The 18,605-nt window shown below is 75.7% G+C and carries 21 protein-coding genes and 1 riboswitch; of the genes, 15 read left to right on the plus strand and 6 right to left on the minus strand.

Annotated elements, in window-relative coordinates; translation table 11 throughout:
* Window positions 1–48 precede the first annotated feature (48 nt).
* A complete protein-coding gene (locus tag ACH4SE_RS17710; RefSeq protein ID WP_398544309.1) occupies window positions 49–720 on the plus strand; it encodes a winged helix-turn-helix domain-containing protein in 672 nt (223 codons plus the stop codon).
* On the opposite strand, the gene ACH4SE_RS17715 is transcribed toward ACH4SE_RS17710, so the two are convergent.
* Complete coding sequence (locus ACH4SE_RS17715; protein ID WP_398544310.1) at window positions 704–1,168, minus strand: universal stress protein; 465 nt, start codon at window positions 1,166–1,168, stop codon at window positions 704–706. The two genes, ACH4SE_RS17710 and ACH4SE_RS17715, sit on opposite strands and share 17 nt — an antisense overlap.
* A 222-nt stretch (window positions 1,169–1,390) precedes the next feature.
* On the opposite strand from ACH4SE_RS17715, the gene ACH4SE_RS17720 reads away from it, so the two are divergent.
* Window positions 1,391–1,954, plus strand: coding sequence for an SRPBCC family protein (locus ACH4SE_RS17720; protein WP_398544311.1), 564 nt, complete (start codon window positions 1,391–1,393; stop codon window positions 1,952–1,954).
* A 103-nt stretch (window positions 1,955–2,057) separates the two neighbouring features.
* On the opposite strand, the gene sigJ is transcribed toward ACH4SE_RS17720, so the two are convergent.
* Window positions 2,058–3,053, minus strand: coding sequence for an RNA polymerase sigma factor SigJ (gene sigJ / locus ACH4SE_RS17725; RefSeq protein WP_398544312.1), 996 nt, complete (start codon window positions 3,051–3,053; stop codon window positions 2,058–2,060).
* 227 nt (window positions 3,054–3,280) lie between these two features.
* Here sigJ and ACH4SE_RS17730 point away from each other — a divergent pair, with 227 nt between their 5' ends.
* Window positions 3,281–3,907 (plus strand): hemerythrin domain-containing protein, encoded by a 627-nt coding sequence (locus ACH4SE_RS17730; RefSeq protein ID WP_398544313.1) that lies wholly within the window; start codon window positions 3,281–3,283, stop codon window positions 3,905–3,907.
* Window positions 3,908–3,929: 22 nt separating this feature from the next.
* On the opposite strand, the gene ACH4SE_RS17735 is transcribed toward ACH4SE_RS17730, so the two are convergent.
* The gene (locus ACH4SE_RS17735) at window positions 3,930–5,027 is read right to left on the minus strand and encodes a chemotaxis protein (RefSeq protein ID WP_398544314.1); all 1,098 of its coding nucleotides are present in this window, start codon (window positions 5,025–5,027) and stop codon (window positions 3,930–3,932) included.
* A 238-nt stretch (window positions 5,028–5,265) separates the two neighbouring features.
* Here ACH4SE_RS17735 and ACH4SE_RS17740 point away from each other — a divergent pair, with 238 nt between their 5' ends.
* From ACH4SE_RS17740 to ACH4SE_RS17770, 7 genes are all read left to right on the plus strand, one after another.
* On the plus strand, window positions 5,266–5,853 hold the full coding sequence (locus ACH4SE_RS17740) for a hypothetical protein (protein WP_398544315.1): 588 nt from the start codon (window positions 5,266–5,268) through the stop codon (window positions 5,851–5,853).
* A 111-nt stretch (window positions 5,854–5,964) separates the two neighbouring features.
* Window positions 5,965–7,059 carry a DUF4129 domain-containing protein gene (locus ACH4SE_RS17745; protein WP_398544316.1) on the plus strand — a complete coding sequence of 365 codons (1,095 nt, stop codon included), beginning with the start codon at window positions 5,965–5,967 and terminating at the stop codon, window positions 7,057–7,059.
* Window positions 7,056–7,571 (plus strand): hypothetical protein, encoded by a 516-nt coding sequence (locus tag ACH4SE_RS17750; RefSeq protein ID WP_398544317.1) that lies wholly within the window; start codon window positions 7,056–7,058, stop codon window positions 7,569–7,571. The genes ACH4SE_RS17745 and ACH4SE_RS17750 overlap by 4 nt, the downstream gene beginning before the upstream one ends.
* Before the next feature lie 93 nt (window positions 7,572–7,664).
* Entirely contained in the window at window positions 7,665–8,636 is a 972-nt protein-coding gene (locus ACH4SE_RS17755; protein WP_398544554.1) for an AAA family ATPase, read from the plus strand.
* The gene (locus tag ACH4SE_RS17760; protein ID WP_398544318.1) at window positions 8,633–9,979 is read left to right on the plus strand and encodes a DUF58 domain-containing protein; all 1,347 of its coding nucleotides are present in this window, start codon (window positions 8,633–8,635) and stop codon (window positions 9,977–9,979) included. The genes ACH4SE_RS17755 and ACH4SE_RS17760 overlap by 4 nt, the downstream gene beginning before the upstream one ends.
* A complete protein-coding gene (locus tag ACH4SE_RS17765) occupies window positions 9,976–10,500 on the plus strand; it encodes a hypothetical protein (RefSeq protein WP_398544319.1) in 525 nt (174 codons plus the stop codon). The genes ACH4SE_RS17760 and ACH4SE_RS17765 overlap by 4 nt, the downstream gene beginning before the upstream one ends.
* A gap of 591 nt (window positions 10,501–11,091) precedes the next feature.
* Window positions 11,092–11,937, plus strand: a complete 846-nt coding sequence (locus ACH4SE_RS17770; protein ID WP_398544320.1) for a putative protein N(5)-glutamine methyltransferase — start codon at window positions 11,092–11,094, stop codon at window positions 11,935–11,937.
* 60 nt (window positions 11,938–11,997) lie between these two features.
* Here ACH4SE_RS17770 and ACH4SE_RS17775 read toward each other — a convergent pair whose 3' ends face one another.
* The gene (locus ACH4SE_RS17775; RefSeq protein ID WP_398544555.1) at window positions 11,998–13,068 is read right to left on the minus strand and encodes a HoxN/HupN/NixA family nickel/cobalt transporter; all 1,071 of its coding nucleotides are present in this window, start codon (window positions 13,066–13,068) and stop codon (window positions 11,998–12,000) included.
* 219 nt (window positions 13,069–13,287) lie between these two features.
* Window positions 13,288–13,419, plus strand: a riboswitch (cobalamin riboswitch).
* Between the two features lie 35 nt (window positions 13,420–13,454).
* Between ACH4SE_RS17775 and ACH4SE_RS17780 the strand changes: the two genes are divergently transcribed.
* Genes ACH4SE_RS17780 through ACH4SE_RS17800 form a run of 5 tightly spaced genes read left to right on the plus strand, consistent with a single transcriptional unit; the run spans window position 13,455 to window position 16,903 of the window.
* Window positions 13,455–13,670, plus strand: a complete 216-nt coding sequence (locus tag ACH4SE_RS17780) for a CbtB-domain containing protein (protein ID WP_398544321.1) — start codon at window positions 13,455–13,457, stop codon at window positions 13,668–13,670.
* A 23-nt stretch (window positions 13,671–13,693) separates the two neighbouring features.
* Window positions 13,694–14,554: a CbtA family protein gene (locus ACH4SE_RS17785; RefSeq protein WP_398544322.1), complete on the plus strand. Its 861-nt coding sequence runs from the start codon at window positions 13,694–13,696 to the stop codon at window positions 14,552–14,554.
* Entirely contained in the window at window positions 14,551–15,354 is an 804-nt protein-coding gene (locus ACH4SE_RS17790; RefSeq protein ID WP_398544323.1) for a hypothetical protein, read from the plus strand. The genes ACH4SE_RS17785 and ACH4SE_RS17790 overlap by 4 nt, the downstream gene beginning before the upstream one ends.
* Window positions 15,351–16,175, plus strand: a complete 825-nt coding sequence (cobF, locus tag ACH4SE_RS17795; protein ID WP_398544324.1) for a precorrin-6A synthase (deacetylating) — start codon at window positions 15,351–15,353, stop codon at window positions 16,173–16,175. Before ACH4SE_RS17790 ends, cobF begins: the two co-directional genes overlap by 4 nt.
* A gap of 2 nt (window positions 16,176–16,177) precedes the next feature.
* Entirely contained in the window at window positions 16,178–16,903 is a 726-nt protein-coding gene (locus tag ACH4SE_RS17800; protein WP_398544556.1) for a cobalt-precorrin-6A reductase, read from the plus strand.
* A 156-nt stretch (window positions 16,904–17,059) separates the two neighbouring features.
* Here the strand turns inward: ACH4SE_RS17800 and ACH4SE_RS17805 are convergent, their stop codons facing one another.
* A complete protein-coding gene (locus ACH4SE_RS17805; protein WP_398544325.1) occupies window positions 17,060–18,229 on the minus strand; it encodes an SPFH domain-containing protein in 1,170 nt (389 codons plus the stop codon).
* A 27-nt stretch (window positions 18,230–18,256) separates the two neighbouring features.
* Window positions 18,257–18,490, minus strand: coding sequence for a hypothetical protein (locus ACH4SE_RS17810; RefSeq protein WP_398544557.1), 234 nt, complete (start codon window positions 18,488–18,490; stop codon window positions 18,257–18,259).
* Window positions 18,491–18,605 lie beyond the last annotated feature (115 nt).

The following is an 18,605-nucleotide window of genomic DNA, read 5'->3' on the forward strand; positions in this document are numbered from 1 at the left end:
TCCCGCGCACACGGTGTCCCACGACCCTTCGCGCGAAAGAGCCGAGCCATGTCGAACGTGCCCACCGCTTCCCCCGTCTCCGCCACCGCCCCGGTGACCGGCGTGCCCCCGCGACCGGGGCTGCCGCCGGGCCGGCCGCCCCTCGGCCACCCCGCCGCCCGGCAGCGGCTGCGCGCGGTGCGCCCCGACGAGGTGCCGCCCGCCCCGGACTTCCTGCCGCCCGGCGCCACCTGGCTGCCCGCCCCCGGCCACGTGCTGCCCGCCGTCGCGGGCGGTGCGCCGATGGTCGGCTACCTGGTGCTGGTGCCCGCCGAGCAGCCCGCCCCGGTGGTGGCACCGCCGGCCGTGCCGCCGGTGCCGGCCGCCCCCGCCGGGCCGGGGCTGCGCATCGACACCGACCGCCGCATCGTCGAGGTGGACGGCCGCCCGCTGGACCTCACCTACCTGGAGTTCGAGCTGCTCGCGCACCTGGTGGCCCACCCGCACCGGGTGCACTCCCGCGACCAGCTCGTCACGACGGTGTGGGGGTACGGCCACGTCGGCGACGGCCGCACCGTCGACGTCCACGTGGCGCGGCTGCGCCGCAAGCTCGGCGCGGGCCACCGCGGGAGCATCGTGACGGTGCGCCGGGTGGGCTACAAGTACGCCCCGGCGCAGCCGGAGAAGGCGGTGGCCGGCGCCGCGGCGGGCGGCGGGACGGCGGCTACGGGACCACGGTGACGGGCCACTTGCCCGCCTTGACCAGGCGGACGGCCACCGAGCCCACGAGCCGGTGGCCGGCCCGCTCCGACGCGCCGACCACGACCGCGTCGGCCTTCAGCTCGTCGGCCGCGGCGGCAAGCCCGCCGTACGGGTCGCCGCGGAAGGTGTGGAACTCCCACCGCACCTGGAAGGTGCCGCGCAGCCGTTCCACCGACGCGCGGATCTCGGCGACCAGCTGATCGGCGATCCCGGTGTCCACGTCGGCCACCGGGACGCCGAGCGCGGCGCCGCCGGGCAGGTACGACTGCACGTAGACGAGCGCCAGCAGCGCGTTCTGCCGGCGGGCGAGCCCGGCGGCGTACGCGGCGGCGCGCCAGGACGGGTCGGAACCGTCGAGGCCGGCCACGATGACCTTCGGTCCGTCGGTGCCGCGTTCGAAACGCACAGGGGATCTCTGTTCGTCCACGCGGCCAGGCTATAGGCCTCCGGCCTGCGGCTTCACCCCCGGCGACGCTGCGTGCTCACCCCAATGGGCGTATTGCCACGACATGTGCACCTTTGCGGGGCACGCTTCTCGGGAGGAGTGAAACAGGCGGCGCCCTCCGCCGGGCGCGCACCGAGGTCAGGTCCGCGCCTGCGCGCCGGCTCGCCGCCCACGCCGCTACCGGGGAGGTTTGTCATGCCGAGCGTGTCCACGAGTGTTTTCGTGCCCAGGCCGGACACCGAGGTCTTCGACTTTCTCGCCGACGCCCGCAATCTCGCCCTCTGGAGTTCCGGCGTGAGCTCCGTCGACCCCGACGACGTGGTGCCCGGCCGCGACGCCGCCTACCGCTACCGCTACCCCGGGCGGCGCCGCCCGCACCGGCTGGTGTGCGCCGACTTCCAGCCCTCGCGCCGCATAGTCTTCCGCGGCCAGCGCATGTGGAGCCCGCTGGGCACCCAGGTGCCCGTGTACGGCTTCGACCTCATCCCGCGCGCCGACGGCACCATGGTCCGGCTGTCGGTCACCAGCTGCCTGAGCGCGGCCCTGCTGCTGCTCGCCCCCGTCGTCGCGATGGCCTGGCGCCGCGACCTGCCCGTGGACGCCAGGAAGTTCCGCGACCTGCTCGGCGGCGCGGTGCCCGCCGTCCCCGCCCTGAAGGGCCCGGCGCTGCCCGCCGCCGGAGCGCCCGCCGGTCCCGCCGCCGGGGCTCCCGGCGCCGGCGCCCTGCCCGCGTCGCCCGCGCCCGGCGGATTCGACTACGCTCATTGAGTGTTAAACTAAAACGTGTGGTGAGGCGCACCCCCGAGCCCGCCACCGCGACCGCCCCGGCCAGGTCCCCCCGTCCCGGCCGGGGCTTCCGCACGTCCGGGGGTCAGACGCCCTCCTCGGCCCCCTCCTCGCCCACCCGGGACAGCTTGTCCGGGTTGAGCACCAGGTAGATGTCCGTGACCTTGTCGTCCGCCGGGTCCAGGTCCACCACCATGACCGCGGTGGGGGAGTCGTCGGTGACGACCACGACGGACGGATCGCCGTTGACCTGCCGGTAGCGGATGTCCGCCGAGTGCGGCAGCCGGTTGGCCGCGTAGCCGGTCAGCAGCCTGGCCACGTTCTCCTGGCCCGACACCGGGCGCACCAGCGCGCCCGGCAGACCGCCGCCGTCCGCCCACAGCGTCACGTCCGGCGCGAGCAGCGCCATCAGCCCCGCCAGGTCGCCGCCCAGCGCCGCGGCGATGAAGCGCTCGGTCACCTGCCGCTGCAGGCGCCGGTCGGCCTGGTAGCGCGGCCGCCGCGCCTGGACGTGCTCGCGCGCCCGGTGTGCGAGCTGCCGGACCGCCGAAGGGCTGCGCTCCAGGATCCCGGCGATCTCGGTGTGCGCGTAGCCGAACACCTCGTTCAGCACGAACACCGCCCGCTCCAGCGGCGTCAGGGTCTCCAGCACCACCAGCATCGCCATCGACACCGACTCGCCGCGCAGCGCCGCGTCCGCCGCGTCCAGGGAACCGGTGGCCTGGGGGGAGTCGGCCACCTCCGGTGCCGCCCGGGTGAGCAGCGGTTCGGGCAGCCACGGCCCGACGTACGTCTCGCGCCGCCGGCTGATGCTGGCCTGCCGGGCGAGCGCCTGGTTCACGGCGATCCGCACCAGGTAGGCGCGCGGGTTCACGATGTCCGCGGTGCGCCCCGGCCCGGTCCGGCGTGTCCAGGCCAGCCAGGTCTCCTGGAGCACGTCCTCGGTGTCCGAGGCGCTGCCGAGCATGTTGTAGACCACCGAGAACAGCAGCTCGCGGTGGCTGACGAACTCCGCCGTCGCGCGGCTGTTCCCGTCCCCGCCGGTGCTGTCGGTGTCGTGCGTGGCCGGTGCGTCGGACACGATGAAGGCCTCCCGTGGTGCGATTCCCCGTCCCCCTCCTGAGAGGGCGTCCGCGGGCACCGGTGTGACACCGCGCCCGCGGATGTGACGCGCGTCTCGCCGGGCCCTTCGGATGTCACACTCCGGGGCGGGGGCGCCTCATGTGTCCATGGGGCGGTGTGCCGTCCCACGCCCGCCGCACCGCCGGGGCGGCGGGACCACCGGACGAGGAGAGGAAGCGGGCCGTCGTGACCGACACGCAAGCCGACCGGATCGATTTCACCATCATGTACGCCACCCACCGCGCCTTCCGCCGCGACCTCCAGCGGCTCGCCGCCGCGGCGGAGTCCGGCCGGGGACGCGCCCCGCAGGCGCTGGCCGGCTGGGACAACTTCAGCGGGCAGCTGCACCACCACCACTCCGTGGAGGACGCGGCCCTGTGGCCGCAGGTCGAGGCGAAGATCGCGGGGCGCCCCGAGGCGCAGCAGCTGATGAAGGACATGGAGGCCGAGCACGCCGAACTCGGCCCGCGCATCGACGCCGTCGACGCCGCGCTGCACACCACCGGCGCGGACCTCGCGGCGAGGATCGAGGACCTCTACCAGGTCATGGACGACCACTTCCGGCACGAGGAGGACAGCGCGCTGCCGCTCATCCAGGAGGTCCTGACCCGCGCGGAGTGGAAGAAGTTCGGCCTCGCCAACGCCCGCAAGCTCGGCCTCAAGGGCGTCGCCACCTACATCCCCTGGGTCCTGGACGGCTCCACCCCCGCCCAGGAGCGCGAGTTCCTGGGCGCCTTCCCGCCCCCGGTGCGGGCCGCCAACAAGCTGTTCTGGCAGCGCTCGTACGCCAGGAAGGGCCTGTGGCGGTCCTGACCCACAGGGGGGCGGCCCCGCCTCAGTACCTGAGCACCGCCGCCACGTGCCCGACCTCGGCCAGCTCGCCGTCCGGCACGAAGCGCACCCGCGCACCCGTGTCCAGCGCCTGTTCGGCGATCTCGTCGACGATGTCGTCCCTGGCCCCCCGGTCGCCCGCCGCGGCCGGGACCAGGTGGTCGCCGTCGTCGCGGACCGTCGTGCGGTAGCCGTCCTCGATCGCCACCAGCGCCACCCTGGCCTCCGCCACCGACTGCCACACCTCGTCCACGCCGCCCGCGAAGGCCTTCCGGCTCCGGGCCTGGTCCAGCTCGGAGAGCACCTCGCCGACCTCCTCCGCGGCCCGCCGCCCCGCGGCCTCGGCGAGCGCCTGGCGGAGCGCCTCGGCCGGGCCCTCGGCCAGCCCGCCCTGCACGATCCGCCCGGCGGACTCCTTGACCAGCTTGCCCGCGTCGTCCAGCGCGGCCAGCGCCTCCGCCTCGCCGACGACGTAGAGCGGCTGCGGGTCGGCGGCGAGGACGACACCGGCCTGCTCGGTCACCTCGCGCAGGAACTGCCGGGTGGTCTCGTCGTTGAAGATGCTCGGCGTGTCGCCGATGCGCTCCTCGCGCTCGGGGTCGAAGTCCTCCTGCGGGCGCCGGACCGGGAAGGCCCCGGTGACCTGCTCGGGCGCCCGGCCCTTGGACCCGCTCCACATGGTGGCGACGTCCGCGGACAGCGCCAGGATCCAGTACGGCTGGTTCGCCACGTGCGCGGCCACCAGGTTCCGCGTCAGGAAGGTCTGCGCGAGCAGCACCCGGGCCGGCACGGTGCGGGCGAGCGTCCACACCTGGTGCTCGCCGGGCGCGGCGAAGATCGCCAGCCCGTCCTCGGCGTGCACCAGGTCGACCTCGCCGAGGGCCTGGTCGAGCTGCCCGATCACGTCGATCCGGTCCGACCGCGAGACCTCGGGGTCGTTGTGCACCGCGTCCTTGGCCTCCTCCAGCAGATTGCGCAGCCGTACGGCGTCCTGCGCGTTGTCCGGCTCGCGGCGGTGGGTGGGAAGCAGGATCGAGACGGCCGGATACGGCCGCGGGCGGCGCAGGTCGGCGAGGATGGCGGGGCTGATCGGCGCGTGCATGTCGGTGCCCTTTCGGCGGCTGCAACATCTGCCGGAGACGTCCCCCGGGGCGTCTCGTCGCTCCTTCCTGGATATCTCAATGTGCCGACCGGCGCAGCTTGTGGGCGCGCCGTCGCCGCCCGGCCCGGGTGCCGCCGCCCGTCACCCGGACGCCCGCCGGGCGCTGCGGGCGCCGCCAGGGGCCCGCAGGGTGAGGCCAGGACCGGGCCCGCGGCCCGCGCAGCAGAAAGGGGACCCCGTGACCCGACACCGGACACACGTGCCGGCCGCCGGCCGGCTGCGCGCCGGGCTCGCCGCCGCGCTCGTCACCGCCTGCGCGGGCGCGCTCGCGCTGCTCACCGGCTGCGACGACTCCTCGGGCGGCGGTTCCCCGTCCGGCACCGGGCTGCCGTCGGCGGTGCGCTCGGCGGTCTCCAGCGGGGCGGCCGCCGCCTCGTCCGCGGCGTCCTCGGCCGCCGCGGCGGCCTCCGGCTTCGCCGCCTCGGCCGGCGCGGGCGCCGCCGGGGCCACCGCGTCCTTCGACGCCGCCCTCGCCAGGGCCGCGGGCCAGGGCAACGCGATCGACTCCGTCCAGCTCACCAGCGTGCCGACCGCACGGACCGGAGGCCTGAACGCGGTCGTCGTCGGCATGGCGAACAACACCGCCGAGACCGCGTCCTACGCGGTGAAGGTGGAGTTCACCGACTCCACCGGGCACGTCGTGGACAGCTCCGTCGTCGGCGCCACCGGCGTCGCCGCGGGAAGGAGCGCCCAGGCCATCGCCTTCACCACCGAGGACCGCGGCACCGTGCTCACGCCGCGGGTCGCCAAGGCCCAGCGCTTCTGACCTCCCCGTCCCCTGCCGCCCGGTTCGGCCGAAGTGCCGCCCGGGGGGCCGCTGCTGACGCCTCCGTCCCCGTGTGCGAAGCTTCCGACTTCGGGGCGAGGGGAGGCGGCGGTGGACGGGCAGGACGCCACAGCCGGGACGGACGGGCAGGCTGCGGCAGGGACACGGCGCCCCACCGCGGCGCGGCCCACCGCGCGGGGGAGCAGGACGGCCGCGGCGGGCACCGCGCTGGCCCTGGTCGCCGCCGCGGGCACCGCGCTGGGCGCGGTGCTGCTGCGCCCGGGAGGCTCGCTGCTGGCCAAGAGCGGCGGGCCGCTGGACAGCACTCCGGCCGTCATCCTGCTCGCGCTGGGCGCGCTCGGCGCCGGGCTGCTGGCGGCCTCCCGCTACCGGACCCGCGTCGCCCGCCACCGCTACGACCTGCCGCCCCTCGAACAGCGGCTCTCCGACGCCGTGAGCGTCACCCTGGTCGCCGCCGCCTTCGTGGTGCCCCTGCTGCTGCTCCTCAAGCACCCCTTCCCGCACTCCTCGGCCAGGCAGCCGCAGGAGGCCCCGGCCACCGTCCTCAAGGGCACCTTCAGCCCCGCGCCGGTCCACACCCGTCCGTCGCACGAGCCGGGGCACGGGCCGTCGATCACCATCCCGCACCTGGTGGTCGTGCTGGCCGTCGCGGCGCTCGCCGCCGTCCTGCTCGTCGCGGGCTACAGGCTCTGGAAGCAGCTCCGCCGGCCCGCCGCGCAGGAGGCCGCAGGGCCGCACACGCACGAGCCCGACGAGCAGGAGGCGCTCGCCGACGCCGTCGACTCCGGCCGCCGCGCGCTGCTCGGCGACGGCGACCCGCGCGCCGCCGTCATCGCCTGCTACGCCGCCATGGAGCGGTCCCTGGCCGGATCCGGCGTCGCCCGCCGCGCCTCGGACAGCCCGCAGGACCTGCTGGAGCGCGCCGCCGGCCGCGGCCTGCTCGGCGGCCCGCACGCCGCGGACCTGACCGCGCTCTTCCGTGAGGCCCGCTACTCCTCGCACCCCATGGACACCACCCATCGCGACCGCGCCGCTGCCGCGCTGGACGCCATCGCCGCCCAGCTCGCCGAGGCCGCCGCGCGCGAGGCGGAGGCAGCCGAGGCGGCCGACGGGGACCCTGCGACGGCGCCCGGCGACCGCCCGCAGGACCGCGGACCGCGTCCGGCGACGGGAGCCCACCGGTGAACGAGCCGCCCAGGTCCGGAGCCCCCGGCTCCGTGCGCCACTCCCTGCTGCTGCTGGGCGCGGCCGGGGTCGCCGCCGTCGTCCTGCTCGCCCTCGCCGAAGGGCCGGCCGGCGCCGCCGCCGCGCTGGCCGTGTGCACCGTCGCGGGCCTCGCCGTCGCCCGCTACGCCACCGGGGCGAACGCCCAGGACAGCGGCTTCCGGCGGAACGTACGGCTGCTCGGGAGCCGCGCCCCCGCGCTGGGCGAGTGGCAGCGCATCGTCGACAAGTCGACCGGCGAGGGCGCCGACGTGCACTTCGTCGCCACGCTCCGCCCGCAGCTCCAGCGGCTCTTCGCCGCACGGCTCGCCGAGCGGCACGGCGTGCACCTGCACCGCCACCCCGAGCGGGCCAGGGCCCTGGTCGGCGCCGACCTGTGGCCCTGGATCGACCCGCACCACCGCCCCGCGCGGCGGCCCGACCACCCCGAGCGGGTGCTGCGCGCCCTGCTCGACCGGCTGGAGGCGCTGTGACCGCGCCCGCGCCCCGCCGCCCGTCCCACGTCCAGGCAAGGTGAGGAACCGCACGTGACCGAAGACCGCATCGCCGACGCCGGCCCGTACGCCATGACGCCGCGGGAGGCCGGTGAGCGCGCCGCCGGGGTGCTGGCCGAGATACGCACCGCCGTCGTCGGCAAGACCCGGCCGCTGGAGATGGTCATGCTCGGCATCCTCGCCGGCGGCCACGTCCTCATCGAGGACCTGCCCGGCCTGGGCAAGACGCTCATGGCCCGCTCCTTCGCCACCGCCCTCGGGCTGGACTTCCGGCGCATCCAGTTCACCCCCGACCTGCTGCCCTCCGACGTCACCGGCGCGCCCTTCTACGACCAGCGCAGCGGCGACATGGTCTTCCGGCCCGGCCCCGTCTTCACCCACCTGCTGCTCGCCGACGAGATCAACCGCACGCCGCCCAAGACCCAGGCCTCGCTGCTGGAGGCGATGGCCGAGTCCCAGGTGTCCATCGACGGCAGCACCCGCCCGCTGCCCGACCCGTTCGTCGTCATCGCCACCGCCAACCCCATCGAGTACGAGGGCACCTACTCGCTGCCCGAGGCCCAGCTCGACCGCTTCCTGCTGCGCGTACGCATGGGCTACCTGACGGCCGAGCAGGAGACCGGGATGCTGCGCGCCCGCATCGCCCGCGCCGCCCCCGAGGCGGTGCTGCGCACCCTGAGCAGCCCCAAGGAGGTGCTGGCGATGCGCGCGGCCGTCGAACGGGTCGAGGTCGAGGACGACCTGCTCGACTACGCGGTCGCGCTCGTCGGGGCCACCCGCACCCACCAGCACGTCCAGGTCGGCGCCTCGCCGCGCGGCGGACTCGCACTCGTCCAGCTCGCCCGCGCCCGGGCGGTGCTGGACCTGCGCGACTACGTCACGCCCGAGGACGTCAAGGACGTCGCGGTGGCGGCGCTCGCGCACCGCGTCACGCTCAAGCCCGAGCTGTGGGTGCGGCAGATCGACGCCGACGTCGTCGTCGCCGAGATCGTGCAGTCCGTCGCCGCGCCGCAGACCCTGCCGCGCGGCCGCGCCGCCTCATGACGTCCGCGACCGGCCGGTCCGCGGCCGTCGAGCGGGCGCTCGGCGGCCGCGACGCCTCCGGCGACGGGCCCACCGAGCCGCCGAGCCCGCCGCCGGCCGGCTGGCGGGCCTCGGAGAGCGCGCTGCGGTACGGCACCGTCGCGGCCGTGGCCGTCGCCGCCGCCCTGGTCACCGGGCACGCCTGGCTGCTCGCGGCGGCGGCCGCACCGCTCGCACTGCTCGCCCTGGCGCTGCCCGCCGGCACCCGGCCGCGGCGTGTCGATCCGGTCGTGGACGTCCAGCCGCGCCGCTGCTTCGAGGGCGAGCAGCTCACCGCGACCGTCACCCTCGGCCTGGACGGCACCGCGGGCCGCCTCGACCCGGGCGTCACGCCCGGCCCCGGCCTGCGCCTCGACGACCTCAGGACCGGCCCGCGGCACCTCACCCTCGTCCTCACGGCCGAGCGCTGGGGCCGCTGGAGCGTCGGCACGGTCGACGTCGACGTGTACGACGCGGGCGGCGCCGCCCGCCGCACCGTCCGCGTCGACCTGGGCGAGGTCGCCGTCTTCCCCGTCCCCAGCGCCGCCGGGGTCACCCCCATCCCGGTCCGGCTGCCGCAGCGGCTCGGCGAGCACACCTCGGTGCAGCGCGGCGAGGGCGTCGAGGTCACCGGCGTCCACCCGTACGTCGTCGGCGACCGGCAGCGGCGCATCCACTGGCCCGCGACCACCCGCCGCGGCGAGTTGCAGCTCCACCAGTTCGCCGCGGAGAAGGCCTCCGACACCGTCGTCCTGCTCGACGTGCTCGCCGACGTCCGCGACCCGGCGACCGGCACGTCCTCGCTCGACGAGACCTTCCGCGCCGCGGCCGGACTCGTGCGCGCCTACCTGCGCACCCACGACCGCATCGGCGTCGTCTCGGTCGGCGGCGCGACCCGCTGGCTCCAGCCGGGCAGCGGCGGCACGTACTTCTACCGGATCTTGGAGAGCGTCCTCGACGTCCGCAAGGACCTCGGCTACCGCACGGCCGGCCTGCGCCGGCTCCCACCGCCCGCGCTTCCCGAGAACGCGCTCGTCTACGTCTTCACACCGCTCACCGACCAGCGGATCCTCGACGTCCTCGACCAGATCAGGGCGCGGGCCAACCCGCTGGTCGTGGTGGAGATCCCCAGCGGCGACCCGGCCGTCGACCCCGGCGACACCAGCGCCCAGCTCGCCCTGCGGCTGTGGCGCGCCGACCGGGAGGCGCTGCGCTTCGCGCTCACCGAACGCGGCATCGCCGTCGTCACGCACACCCCCGGCGAGACCCTCGACCTCGCGCTCGCACCGCTGCTGCGCACCCGGATCCGCGGAGGAAGCCGATGAGCCGCACACCGGACGCCCACCGGCTGACCGCCCGCGTCCTCGGCGCCGCGCTCGCGGCCGCCGCCTGCAACCCGCCGCGCACCGTGACCGGACCGCGGATCGGCTGGCTCCTCGTCGCCGCCGCCGTGGCCGCGGCGTGGTGGGCCGCGCCGATGCTCGACACCCGGCCGGTGCTGTCGTCGATGCGGTGGAAGGACGTCGCCGCCCACCGCCGCAACACGCTGCTGCCCGCGGGGGCGGTGGTGCTCGCCGCGCTCACCGCACCCGCGGCGTGGCTGGCCGCGTGCGTGGTCGGCCTGCTGGCCGCGTACCTCCTCGTCACGGACGCCTGGACGATGAGCGCGGCCGCGCCGCCGGGCACGGACCGGCTGCGCCCGGCGGCCGCCGCGGCCGCGGCCTGCGCCGTGACCTTCGCCGCCGCCCAGGCCCCGCTGGCCGACACGTCCTGGGCCCGCCTCCCGGCGGCCCTCGCCGTGGCGGCGACCACCACCTGCGTCGCACTGGCCCTGCGCCACCGCTGACGCCGGGCCTCACGGCTCTCCGCCGCCCGCGCGCAGGCAGACCCGCGCGGGGCGCGCCGCTGCGGCCGGTTCCCCGGCGCCGGAACCGTTTCCGTACGGCCGTTCCCGGCAAGGCGCAGCACAGGCCGGGAGAACCGGTGGCGGATCGCGGGAGAGGAACCGCCGGACGAGCCTCCGCCACCGCAGGCCGTCGCCGGCAGCGCCGTCACGGCGATCAGCGGACCGGCGAGTGCTGTGCGCTTCATCTGCCCCCCCGTTTCCACGACGTCCGACCGGGTCCAGCAGGACGACGGACTGCTCAAGCGATTCAGTTCCGGAACACCCGCACTGCCGGCAGGGGGTTGCTGGCCGGTAAAGACGCCGATTCGGTGCTGGTGGTTTGGCGTGAGACGCGAGACCGGTGCGTACGGCCGCCCGCGCTGGGGTAAGTTGGGCGCCGACCGGCGGCGAGGCCGCCGGCGCGTGCCACGACTTGCAGGGGGAGGTGGGACCGATCACCGCGCGTACGCACCGCACGTTCCCGCCGTACGGCCGCGGCTCCGGGGCTTCCTGACCGGTCCGCAGGCCGCCGCACCCCGCCGAGAGGCCGCCATGCCGCACACCCCGGAAACCGCCGGGCCCCCGCCCGCGCCGCCCGCCCCGCAGACCTCGCACGCCGCCGTCACCGCCCGGCTCAGGGCCGCGGGCTGCGTCTTCGCCGAGGACGAGGCCCGCATCATCCTGGACACCGCCGCCACGCCCGCCGAGGCCGCCGTGATGACCGCCGAGCGCGCCGCCGGGAGGCCGCTCGAACACGTCGTCGGCTGGGCCGAGTTCTGCTCCCTGCGGATCGAGGTCGGGGCGGGGGTGTTCGTCCCCCGCCGGCGTACCGAGCTGCTGGTGCGCGAGGCCGTTGCGCTCGGCCGCGGCGCGCTCGCCGCGCGCGGGCGGGTCGTCGTGGTCGACCTGTGCTGCGGTTCCGGCGCGGTCGGCGCCGCGCTCGCCGCGGCCCTCGGCCGTACCGAACTGCACGCCGCCGACCTCGACCCGGCGGCGGTCGCCTGCGCGGCCCGCAACATCGCCGCCGCCGGCGGCCGGGTCCACCGCGGCGACCTCTTCGCGGCGCTGCCGGACGCGCTGCGCGGCACGGTCGACGTGCTGGCCGCCAACGTGCCCTACGTGCCCACCGGTGCCGTCGCGCTGCTGCCCTCCGAGGCCCGCGACCACGAGGCCCGTATCGCCCTCGACGGCGGGCCCGACGGTCTCGACGTGCTGCGCAGGGTCGCCGCCGACGCCGCACGGTGGCTGGCCCCCGGCGGCTCGGTCCTGGTCGAGGCGGGCGAGCGGCAGGCGGACACGGCCGCGGGCATCCTCGCGGAGGGCGGGCTGCTCGCCCGTACCGTCACGGACGACGACCTCGGCGCGACGGCCGTCGTCGGCACCCGGCCGCCGCGCTGAACGGCGAAGGCCCGTGCCCCGGCAGCAGCCGGGGCACGGGCCTTCGCCGCCGCCGCGCGGTCAGTCCGGCTGCTCCGCGGCGCGCAGCCCGGACGACCACTTCTCCTCGATGTTGCCGAACTTCCAGACCGCCACCGCCACCGCCCAGGTGGCGAAGAACAGCCCGACGATCACGTAGCCCACGACGTTGAGGTCCAGGCCGCCCACCCAGTCCCAGAAGGCGCCGTGCAGCCCGGCCTTGTCGCTGATCAGGCCCAGCAGCTCCACGGTGCCGATGATGAGCGCGACGGCGACGGACAGGCCGGTGATGGTGAGGTTGTAGTAGACCTTGCGGACGGGCTTGGAGAAGGCCCACTCGTAGGCGAAGTTCATGAACGAGCCGTCGATCGTGTCCAGCAGGCACATGCCCGCCGCGAACAGCACCGGCAGGCACAGGATCGCGTACCACGGCAGCCCGGAGGCGGCGCCGGAGCCGGCCAGCACCAGCAGGGCGATCTCGGTCGCGGTGTCGAAGCCGAGGCCGAACAGCAGCCCCAGCGGGTACATCTGCCAGGGCTTGGTGATCGACTTCATCACCCGGCCGAGCAGCCGGTTCATGAAGCCGCGGTTGTTCAGGTGCTCCTCCAGCGCCGCCTCGTCGAAGTGCCCGCCGCGCATCTGCCGGAAGACCTTCCAGATCCCGGCCAGGATCAGCAGGTTGATGAACGCGATGGCGTAGAGGAACGTGCCGGAGACCGTGGTGCCGATCCAGCCGGTGACGGTGTGCAGCTGCGAGTCGTCGTTCTCGACCGGGTCGGACAGCGACCTGACGCCCAGCGACAGCAGCACCGCCAGCCCGAAGACGATGCTGGAGTGGCCCAGCGAGAACCAGAAGCCCACCGACAGCGGGCGCTCGCCCTCGTGCATGAGCTTGCGGGTGGTGTTGTCGATCGCCGCGATGTGGTCGGCGTCGAAGGCGTGCCGCATGCCGAGCGTGTACGCGGTCACGCCGATGCCGATGCCGAAGGACTTGGTGCCGACGCTGTAGTGCTCCGGCGCCACGATCGCCACCAGCGTGAACCAGCCGATCACGTGGAGGGCGACGATGAATGCCGCCATGCCGCCGAGCCGGGTCCATTCCGCCCGCGTCATCGAGCGCTTCATCCGTCCCAGACGTGATCCGGCGGGCGCCGGGGCCTCGGTGGTGCTGCTCATTCCTTCGTCCTCCGGAGCGGCCGGTGTGGTGCCTTTCGCATCAGACTACTAGTTGCGAACCATGTGCAATAGGCCGCCCCGGGCCCCGGAGACCTTGATCACATCCGGAGAAGCCCTGGTGATCGCCGATCCGTGCTGATTGACGCATGACAGAACGGAGCCCTACGCTCACCGGGTAGTGATGGCATGGGGAAGCCGGTGAGACTCCGGCACGGTCGCGCCACTGTGATCCCGCCGCCTCCGGGCGAGACGGGCAGTCAGATACCCGCCCGTCACGACGCCCAGCAGACCAGGGACGCACGATCCCCGAAGGAGGGCTCACCTTGAGCAGCATTTCCCCCACCCGCCCCGCCGCCACACCGGTCGTCCTGCCGGTCACCAAGGCCGCGCTGTGGCTCGTCGGCGCCACCGTCCTCGCACTGCTCGCCTACTACTTCATCGGCGTCGACCAGGGCGCCGTCTCCGTGTTCGGCAAGGACATGCACCTCCACGAGTTCGTCCACGACGCACGCCACTTCCTCGGCTTCCCCTGCCACTGACGGCGAGCGACGGACAACTCGGCATGGAGAAGAAACTCGTGCTGCGCGGCGTCCTCGCCGGCGCAGTCGCCGGCCTGCTCGCCTTCCTCTTCGCCCGCGTCCTGGCCGAGCCGTACATCGGCAGGGCCATGGACTACGAGAAGGGCCGCGACGCCGCCCAGGCCGCCCTCGACAGGGCCGCCGGGATCGCCCCGGAGGCCGCGGGGTCCGACCTGTTCAGCCGCACCGTCCAGGCCGACGTCGGCATCGGCGTCGGCATGGTCGCCTTCGGCATGGCGATGGGCGCGCTCCTCGCCGTCGCCTACACCGCCTGCCTCGGCCGGGTCGGCGGGCTGCGCGCCCGCACCCTCGCCCTGCTCGTGGCGGGCGGCGGATTCCTCGGCCTGTACCTGGTGCCGTTCCTGAAGTACCCGGCCAACCCGCCGGCCATCGGCCACGAGGAGACCATCAGGGCCCGCAGCGCCCTCTACCTGATCATGGTGGTGTGCTCGGTCGCCTTCCTCGCCGGGGCCGTCTGGCTGGGCCGCCGGCTGCAGGCGCGCTTCGGCAACTGGAACGCCACACTGCTGGCCGGCGCCGCGTTCGTCGTCGCCATCGGCGCCGTCATGCTGCTCCTGCCGTCGCTCGGGCACCTCGGCTACAACAAGGAGCACTACGGCGACCACGCCACCGAGACGCCCCAGCCGCTCACCGACCCCGAGGGGCACATCGTCTTCCCCGGTTTCCCCGCCGACGTCCTCTTCGCCTTCCGCTTCTACTCCGTGGGCGCGCAGCTCCTGCTGTGGTCCGCGCTCGGCCTGGTCTTCGCGCCGCTCGCCGAACGCGTCCTGCGCCCCGCGGCGGCCGCCGCCCCCGCACGCGGGACGGCGCCGTCCCCCGCATGACACCACCCGCACCCGGCACGAGGGACCAGGGCGCGGTGATCGCCGGGATCACCGCGCTCGGGCCCTTCTTCTCCTTCACCACGCACCCGGAGCCGGCAGCGGGCCCGGCCGCCGGTACGGCGGCGTCGCCGGACCCCGCGGGATCCGGCGACGCCGGGTGGCAGGCCCTCGACGGGCCCGCGGTCGCCGCCCGCGCCGGAGCCGTCCGGGCGTGGCTGGCCGCGGCGGGCGGGCGGCCGCCCGAGGCCGTCGAGGCCCGCGTCGGCGCGTCCGTCGCGCACCTCGGCCTCGCCGCCCGCCTGGTGTCACCCGCCCTCGCCGCCGCCGTCCTGCACGGCACGCTCCTCGACCACCGGCTCGCCGCGGTCCGCTGGCGGCCCGTCCTCGGCGGCCCCGTGCCCCTCTCGCTGCCCGCCGCCGCGCTGCGCGGCCCTGCCCTGCCGCCCGGCGCGCTCGCCGACGCCTTCGCCGCCCGGCTGCACGACGGCCCCCTCGCCGAACTGGCCGCCCTCCACGTCCCCCTCGGCGTCTCCCGGCACATCCTGCTGGGCAACACCGCCTCCGCCGTCAACGGCGCCGCCGCCATGATCGCCGCCGCCCGCCCCCGTCTCGCCGCCGCCACCGCCGCCTTCGCCGCCGCGCTGCTGGACCGCGAGCCGCTGCGCGCGCAGCGCGACCGTACGGCCGCCGGCGCCTTCCGCCGCCGCAGCTGCTGCCTCATCTACCGCGCCGCCCCCGACCGCCGCGGCGCCCTGTGCGGCGACTGCGCCCTGCACACCACCACGGACCGCCGCCCATGAGACACGTCCACGTCATCGGCATCGGAGCCGGCGACCCCGCCCAGCTCACCCTCCAGGCCGTCGACGCCATCGGCCGCACCGACGTCTTCTTCCTGATCGACAAGGGCGACGCCAAGGCCGATCTGACCGCCCTGCGCGAGCTGATCCTGCGGCGGCACGCGACCCGCCCGCACCGCGTCGTCACCGCCCGCGACCCCGAGCGCGACCGCACCGCGGCGACCCCCGGCTACGCACCCGCCGTCGACGACTGGCGCGCCCGCCGTGCCGCCCTCTACCGCCGGATGATCACCGAGGAGCTTCCCGACGGCGGCACCGGCGCCTTCCTGGTGTGGGGCGACCCCGCCCTCTACGACAGCACCCCCACGATCCTCGACGAGCTCCGCGCGGACGGCGGCCCCGCCTTCGAGTGGTCCGTCGTCCCCGGCGTCAGCAGCGTCGCCGCGCTGACCGCCCGGCACCGCGTGACCCTCAACCAGGTCGGCGGCGCCGTCCACATCACCACCGGCCGCCGTCTCGCCGAGCACGGGCTGCCGCCCGGCGCCGACGACGTCGTGGTGATGCTCGACGCCCGGCACGCCTTCACCGCCCTCGCCGGCCGGGGCCTGCACATCTACTGGGGCGCCTACCTCGGCACCCCCGACGAGATCCTGCTGTCCGGCCCCCTCGACACCGCGCTCGCCGCCCGGATCACCGCCGTGCGCACCGAGGCCCGCGCCCGCAAGGGCTGGATCATGGACACCTACCTGCTCCGCAGGCCCCGCGGCGCGGCCCCCGGACCCCTGGACGCCCCCCGCCCCGGTGAGGACCGCGAGGCCACCTGATGCTGCGCGTCCTCCTCCTGGGCGGCACCGGCGAGGCCCGCGCGCTGGCGGACCTGCTCGCCGGGGACGCGGGTCTGGAGGTCACCACCTCGTTCGCCGGGCGCACCCCGCGGCCGCACCTGCCCGCCGGGCGCGTCAGGTCCGGCGGCTTCGGCGGCGCCGACGGCCTCGCGCAGTGGCTGCGCGAGCACCGCACCGGCGCCGTCGTCGACGCCACCCACCCCTTCGCCGCCCGGATCAGCGCGCACGCCGCCCGCGCGGCCCGCACCGCGGGCGTACCGCTGCTGGCGCTGCGCAGGCCCGGATGGACCGCGCAGCCGGGCGACCGGTGGCACTGGGCGGCCGACGCCGCCGAGGCCGCCGCGCTGCTGCCCGCCCTCGGCCGGCGCCCCTTCCTCACCACCGGGGCCGGTGAGCTGGCCGCCTTCGCCGCCCTGCCCCTGCGCTTCCTGGCCCGCACGCTCACGCCCCCGCCCCCGCCGCTCCCCGCACGCTGCCACCTGGTCACCGCCCGCGGGCCCTTCACCCTCGACACCGAGCGCGCCCTGCTGCGCGAGCACCGCATCGACGTCCTCGTCACCAAGGACAGCGGCGGCCCCGCCCCCAAACTCACCGCCGCCCGCGAAGCAGCCGTCCCCGTCCTCCTCCTCCGCCGCCCCCCACCACCTCCCGGCGTCCCCACCGCCACCACGCCCGCCGCCGCCGCGCACTGGCTGCGCACCCGATGACCCGCCGGCGCCCGGGCCCTGCGGGCCGGGCCGCCGCCCGGGGGCACTTCGTGGGGGCGCGGAGCGTGCGGCGGCTTCGTGAGGCCGGGGAGCCGGTCGCCCGGTACGGGGGCGCCGTCGCGCAGGGCGCGGCGTGGCGGCGTCCCCGGGAGGCGCTCAGTCGATGTCGACGCGGCCGGCCGCGGCGTCCGGGCCCTTGCCGCGCACCTGCACCTCGGTGGAGGGGCGGGGCGCGGCGGGCGCGGTGTCGGCGCGCAGGTTCTTGCGGACGGAGTCGAGGATCGTCAGGCCCTGGCCGACGAGGCCGGCGGCTATCTCGCCGAGGCCGTCGGCGCCGTTGAGGACGTTGACGTTGGCGCCCTGCAGGCCGGAGGCGGCCTCCTTGACGATCTGCGGCAGCTGGTCGATGATCATCCGCTCCAGGGCGACCCGGTCGTGCGACGCGGCCGCCTCCGCCTGGATGCGCATCCGCTCGGCCTCGGCGACGGCCAGCACGCGGATCCGCTCGGCCTCCGCCTCCGCGGGTCTGACGATCTCGGCCACCAGCTGCTGCTGGCGCAGCTCGGCGGCACGCAGCGCGAGTTCGGTCTGCGCGGCGATGACCTCCTGCTGGGCGTGCGCCTGCGCGAGCGGACCGGCCTGGGTCGCCTGCGCCTGGGCGCGGTCGACCTGGGCGTTGAACTCCGCCTGGACCACCGCGGTCTGCCGGGCGTACTCCGCCTGGTTGCGTGCCGCGGCCTGCTGCGCCTCGACGGTGGCCTGCGTGGCCTGCGCCTGGGCGATCTGCGCCTGCCGCTGGATCGCGGCCTTGTGCGGGGCGGCCATCGCCTCGATGTAACCGGTCTTGCCGTCGTCGATGGACTGGATCTGCAGCGAGTCCACGGTCAGGCCGATCTTGGCCATCTCGGTCTTGGACGTCTCCAGCACCTCGGTCGCGAGCTTCTGCCGCTCGGTGACGATCTCCTCGACCGTCATCGAGCCGATGATGGACCGCAGGTGGCCCGCGAAGATCCGGCCCGTGAGCACCGACATCTGGTCCTGGTCGGACAGGAAGCGCTGCCCCGCGTTGACGATGCTCTCGTGGTCGTTGCCGACCTTGAAGGCGATGACGGCCTTGACCGTCAGCGCGATGCCCTGGCGCGTCACGCAGGTCTCGCTGACCTCCGACTCGCACATCGCCAGCGTCAGGAACCGGGTCTTGCGGAAGACCGGCAGGACGAACTTGCCGTGCCCGGTGACGACCCGGAAGGGCGCACCACCCAGCCCGCGGCGGCCCCCCGATATCAGCATCGCCTCGTCCGGGTCGGGAACGCGATAACCGAACATCTCCACCTGCTCCTTCGTCTGCCCCGCTCAGCCCGCCGGGGCGTCCGGCGGGCCGTCCCACTCGATCACGTCGACCTGCCGGCTGCCGCGGGAGTCCACCACCAGCACCCGGCTGCCCCGCTCCAGCGGTGCGTCGGACCACGCGAGGAAGGTCTCGGTGCCTCCCCTGACACGTACCAGTACCTCGCCGGGCCCGGCGGTTCCCCGTGTGCTCACGAGCAGTTCCCCGAGGCGGCCGATCACGGCCTCGTCCCTCACCACCACCGGCAGCCCCCTCGCCGTCCGCGTCCCCCTGCGAGCCCCATCCTCCCACCACGCACCGCCCGCGGACCCCCGGCGGTCCGGGATGTGCCAGGGTTGCGCTCGTACACGCAAC

The sequence above is a fragment of the Streptomyces sp. NPDC020983 genome, assembly GCF_044333485.1.
Classification (GTDB): Bacteria; Actinomycetota; Actinomycetes; order Streptomycetales; family Streptomycetaceae; genus Actinacidiphila.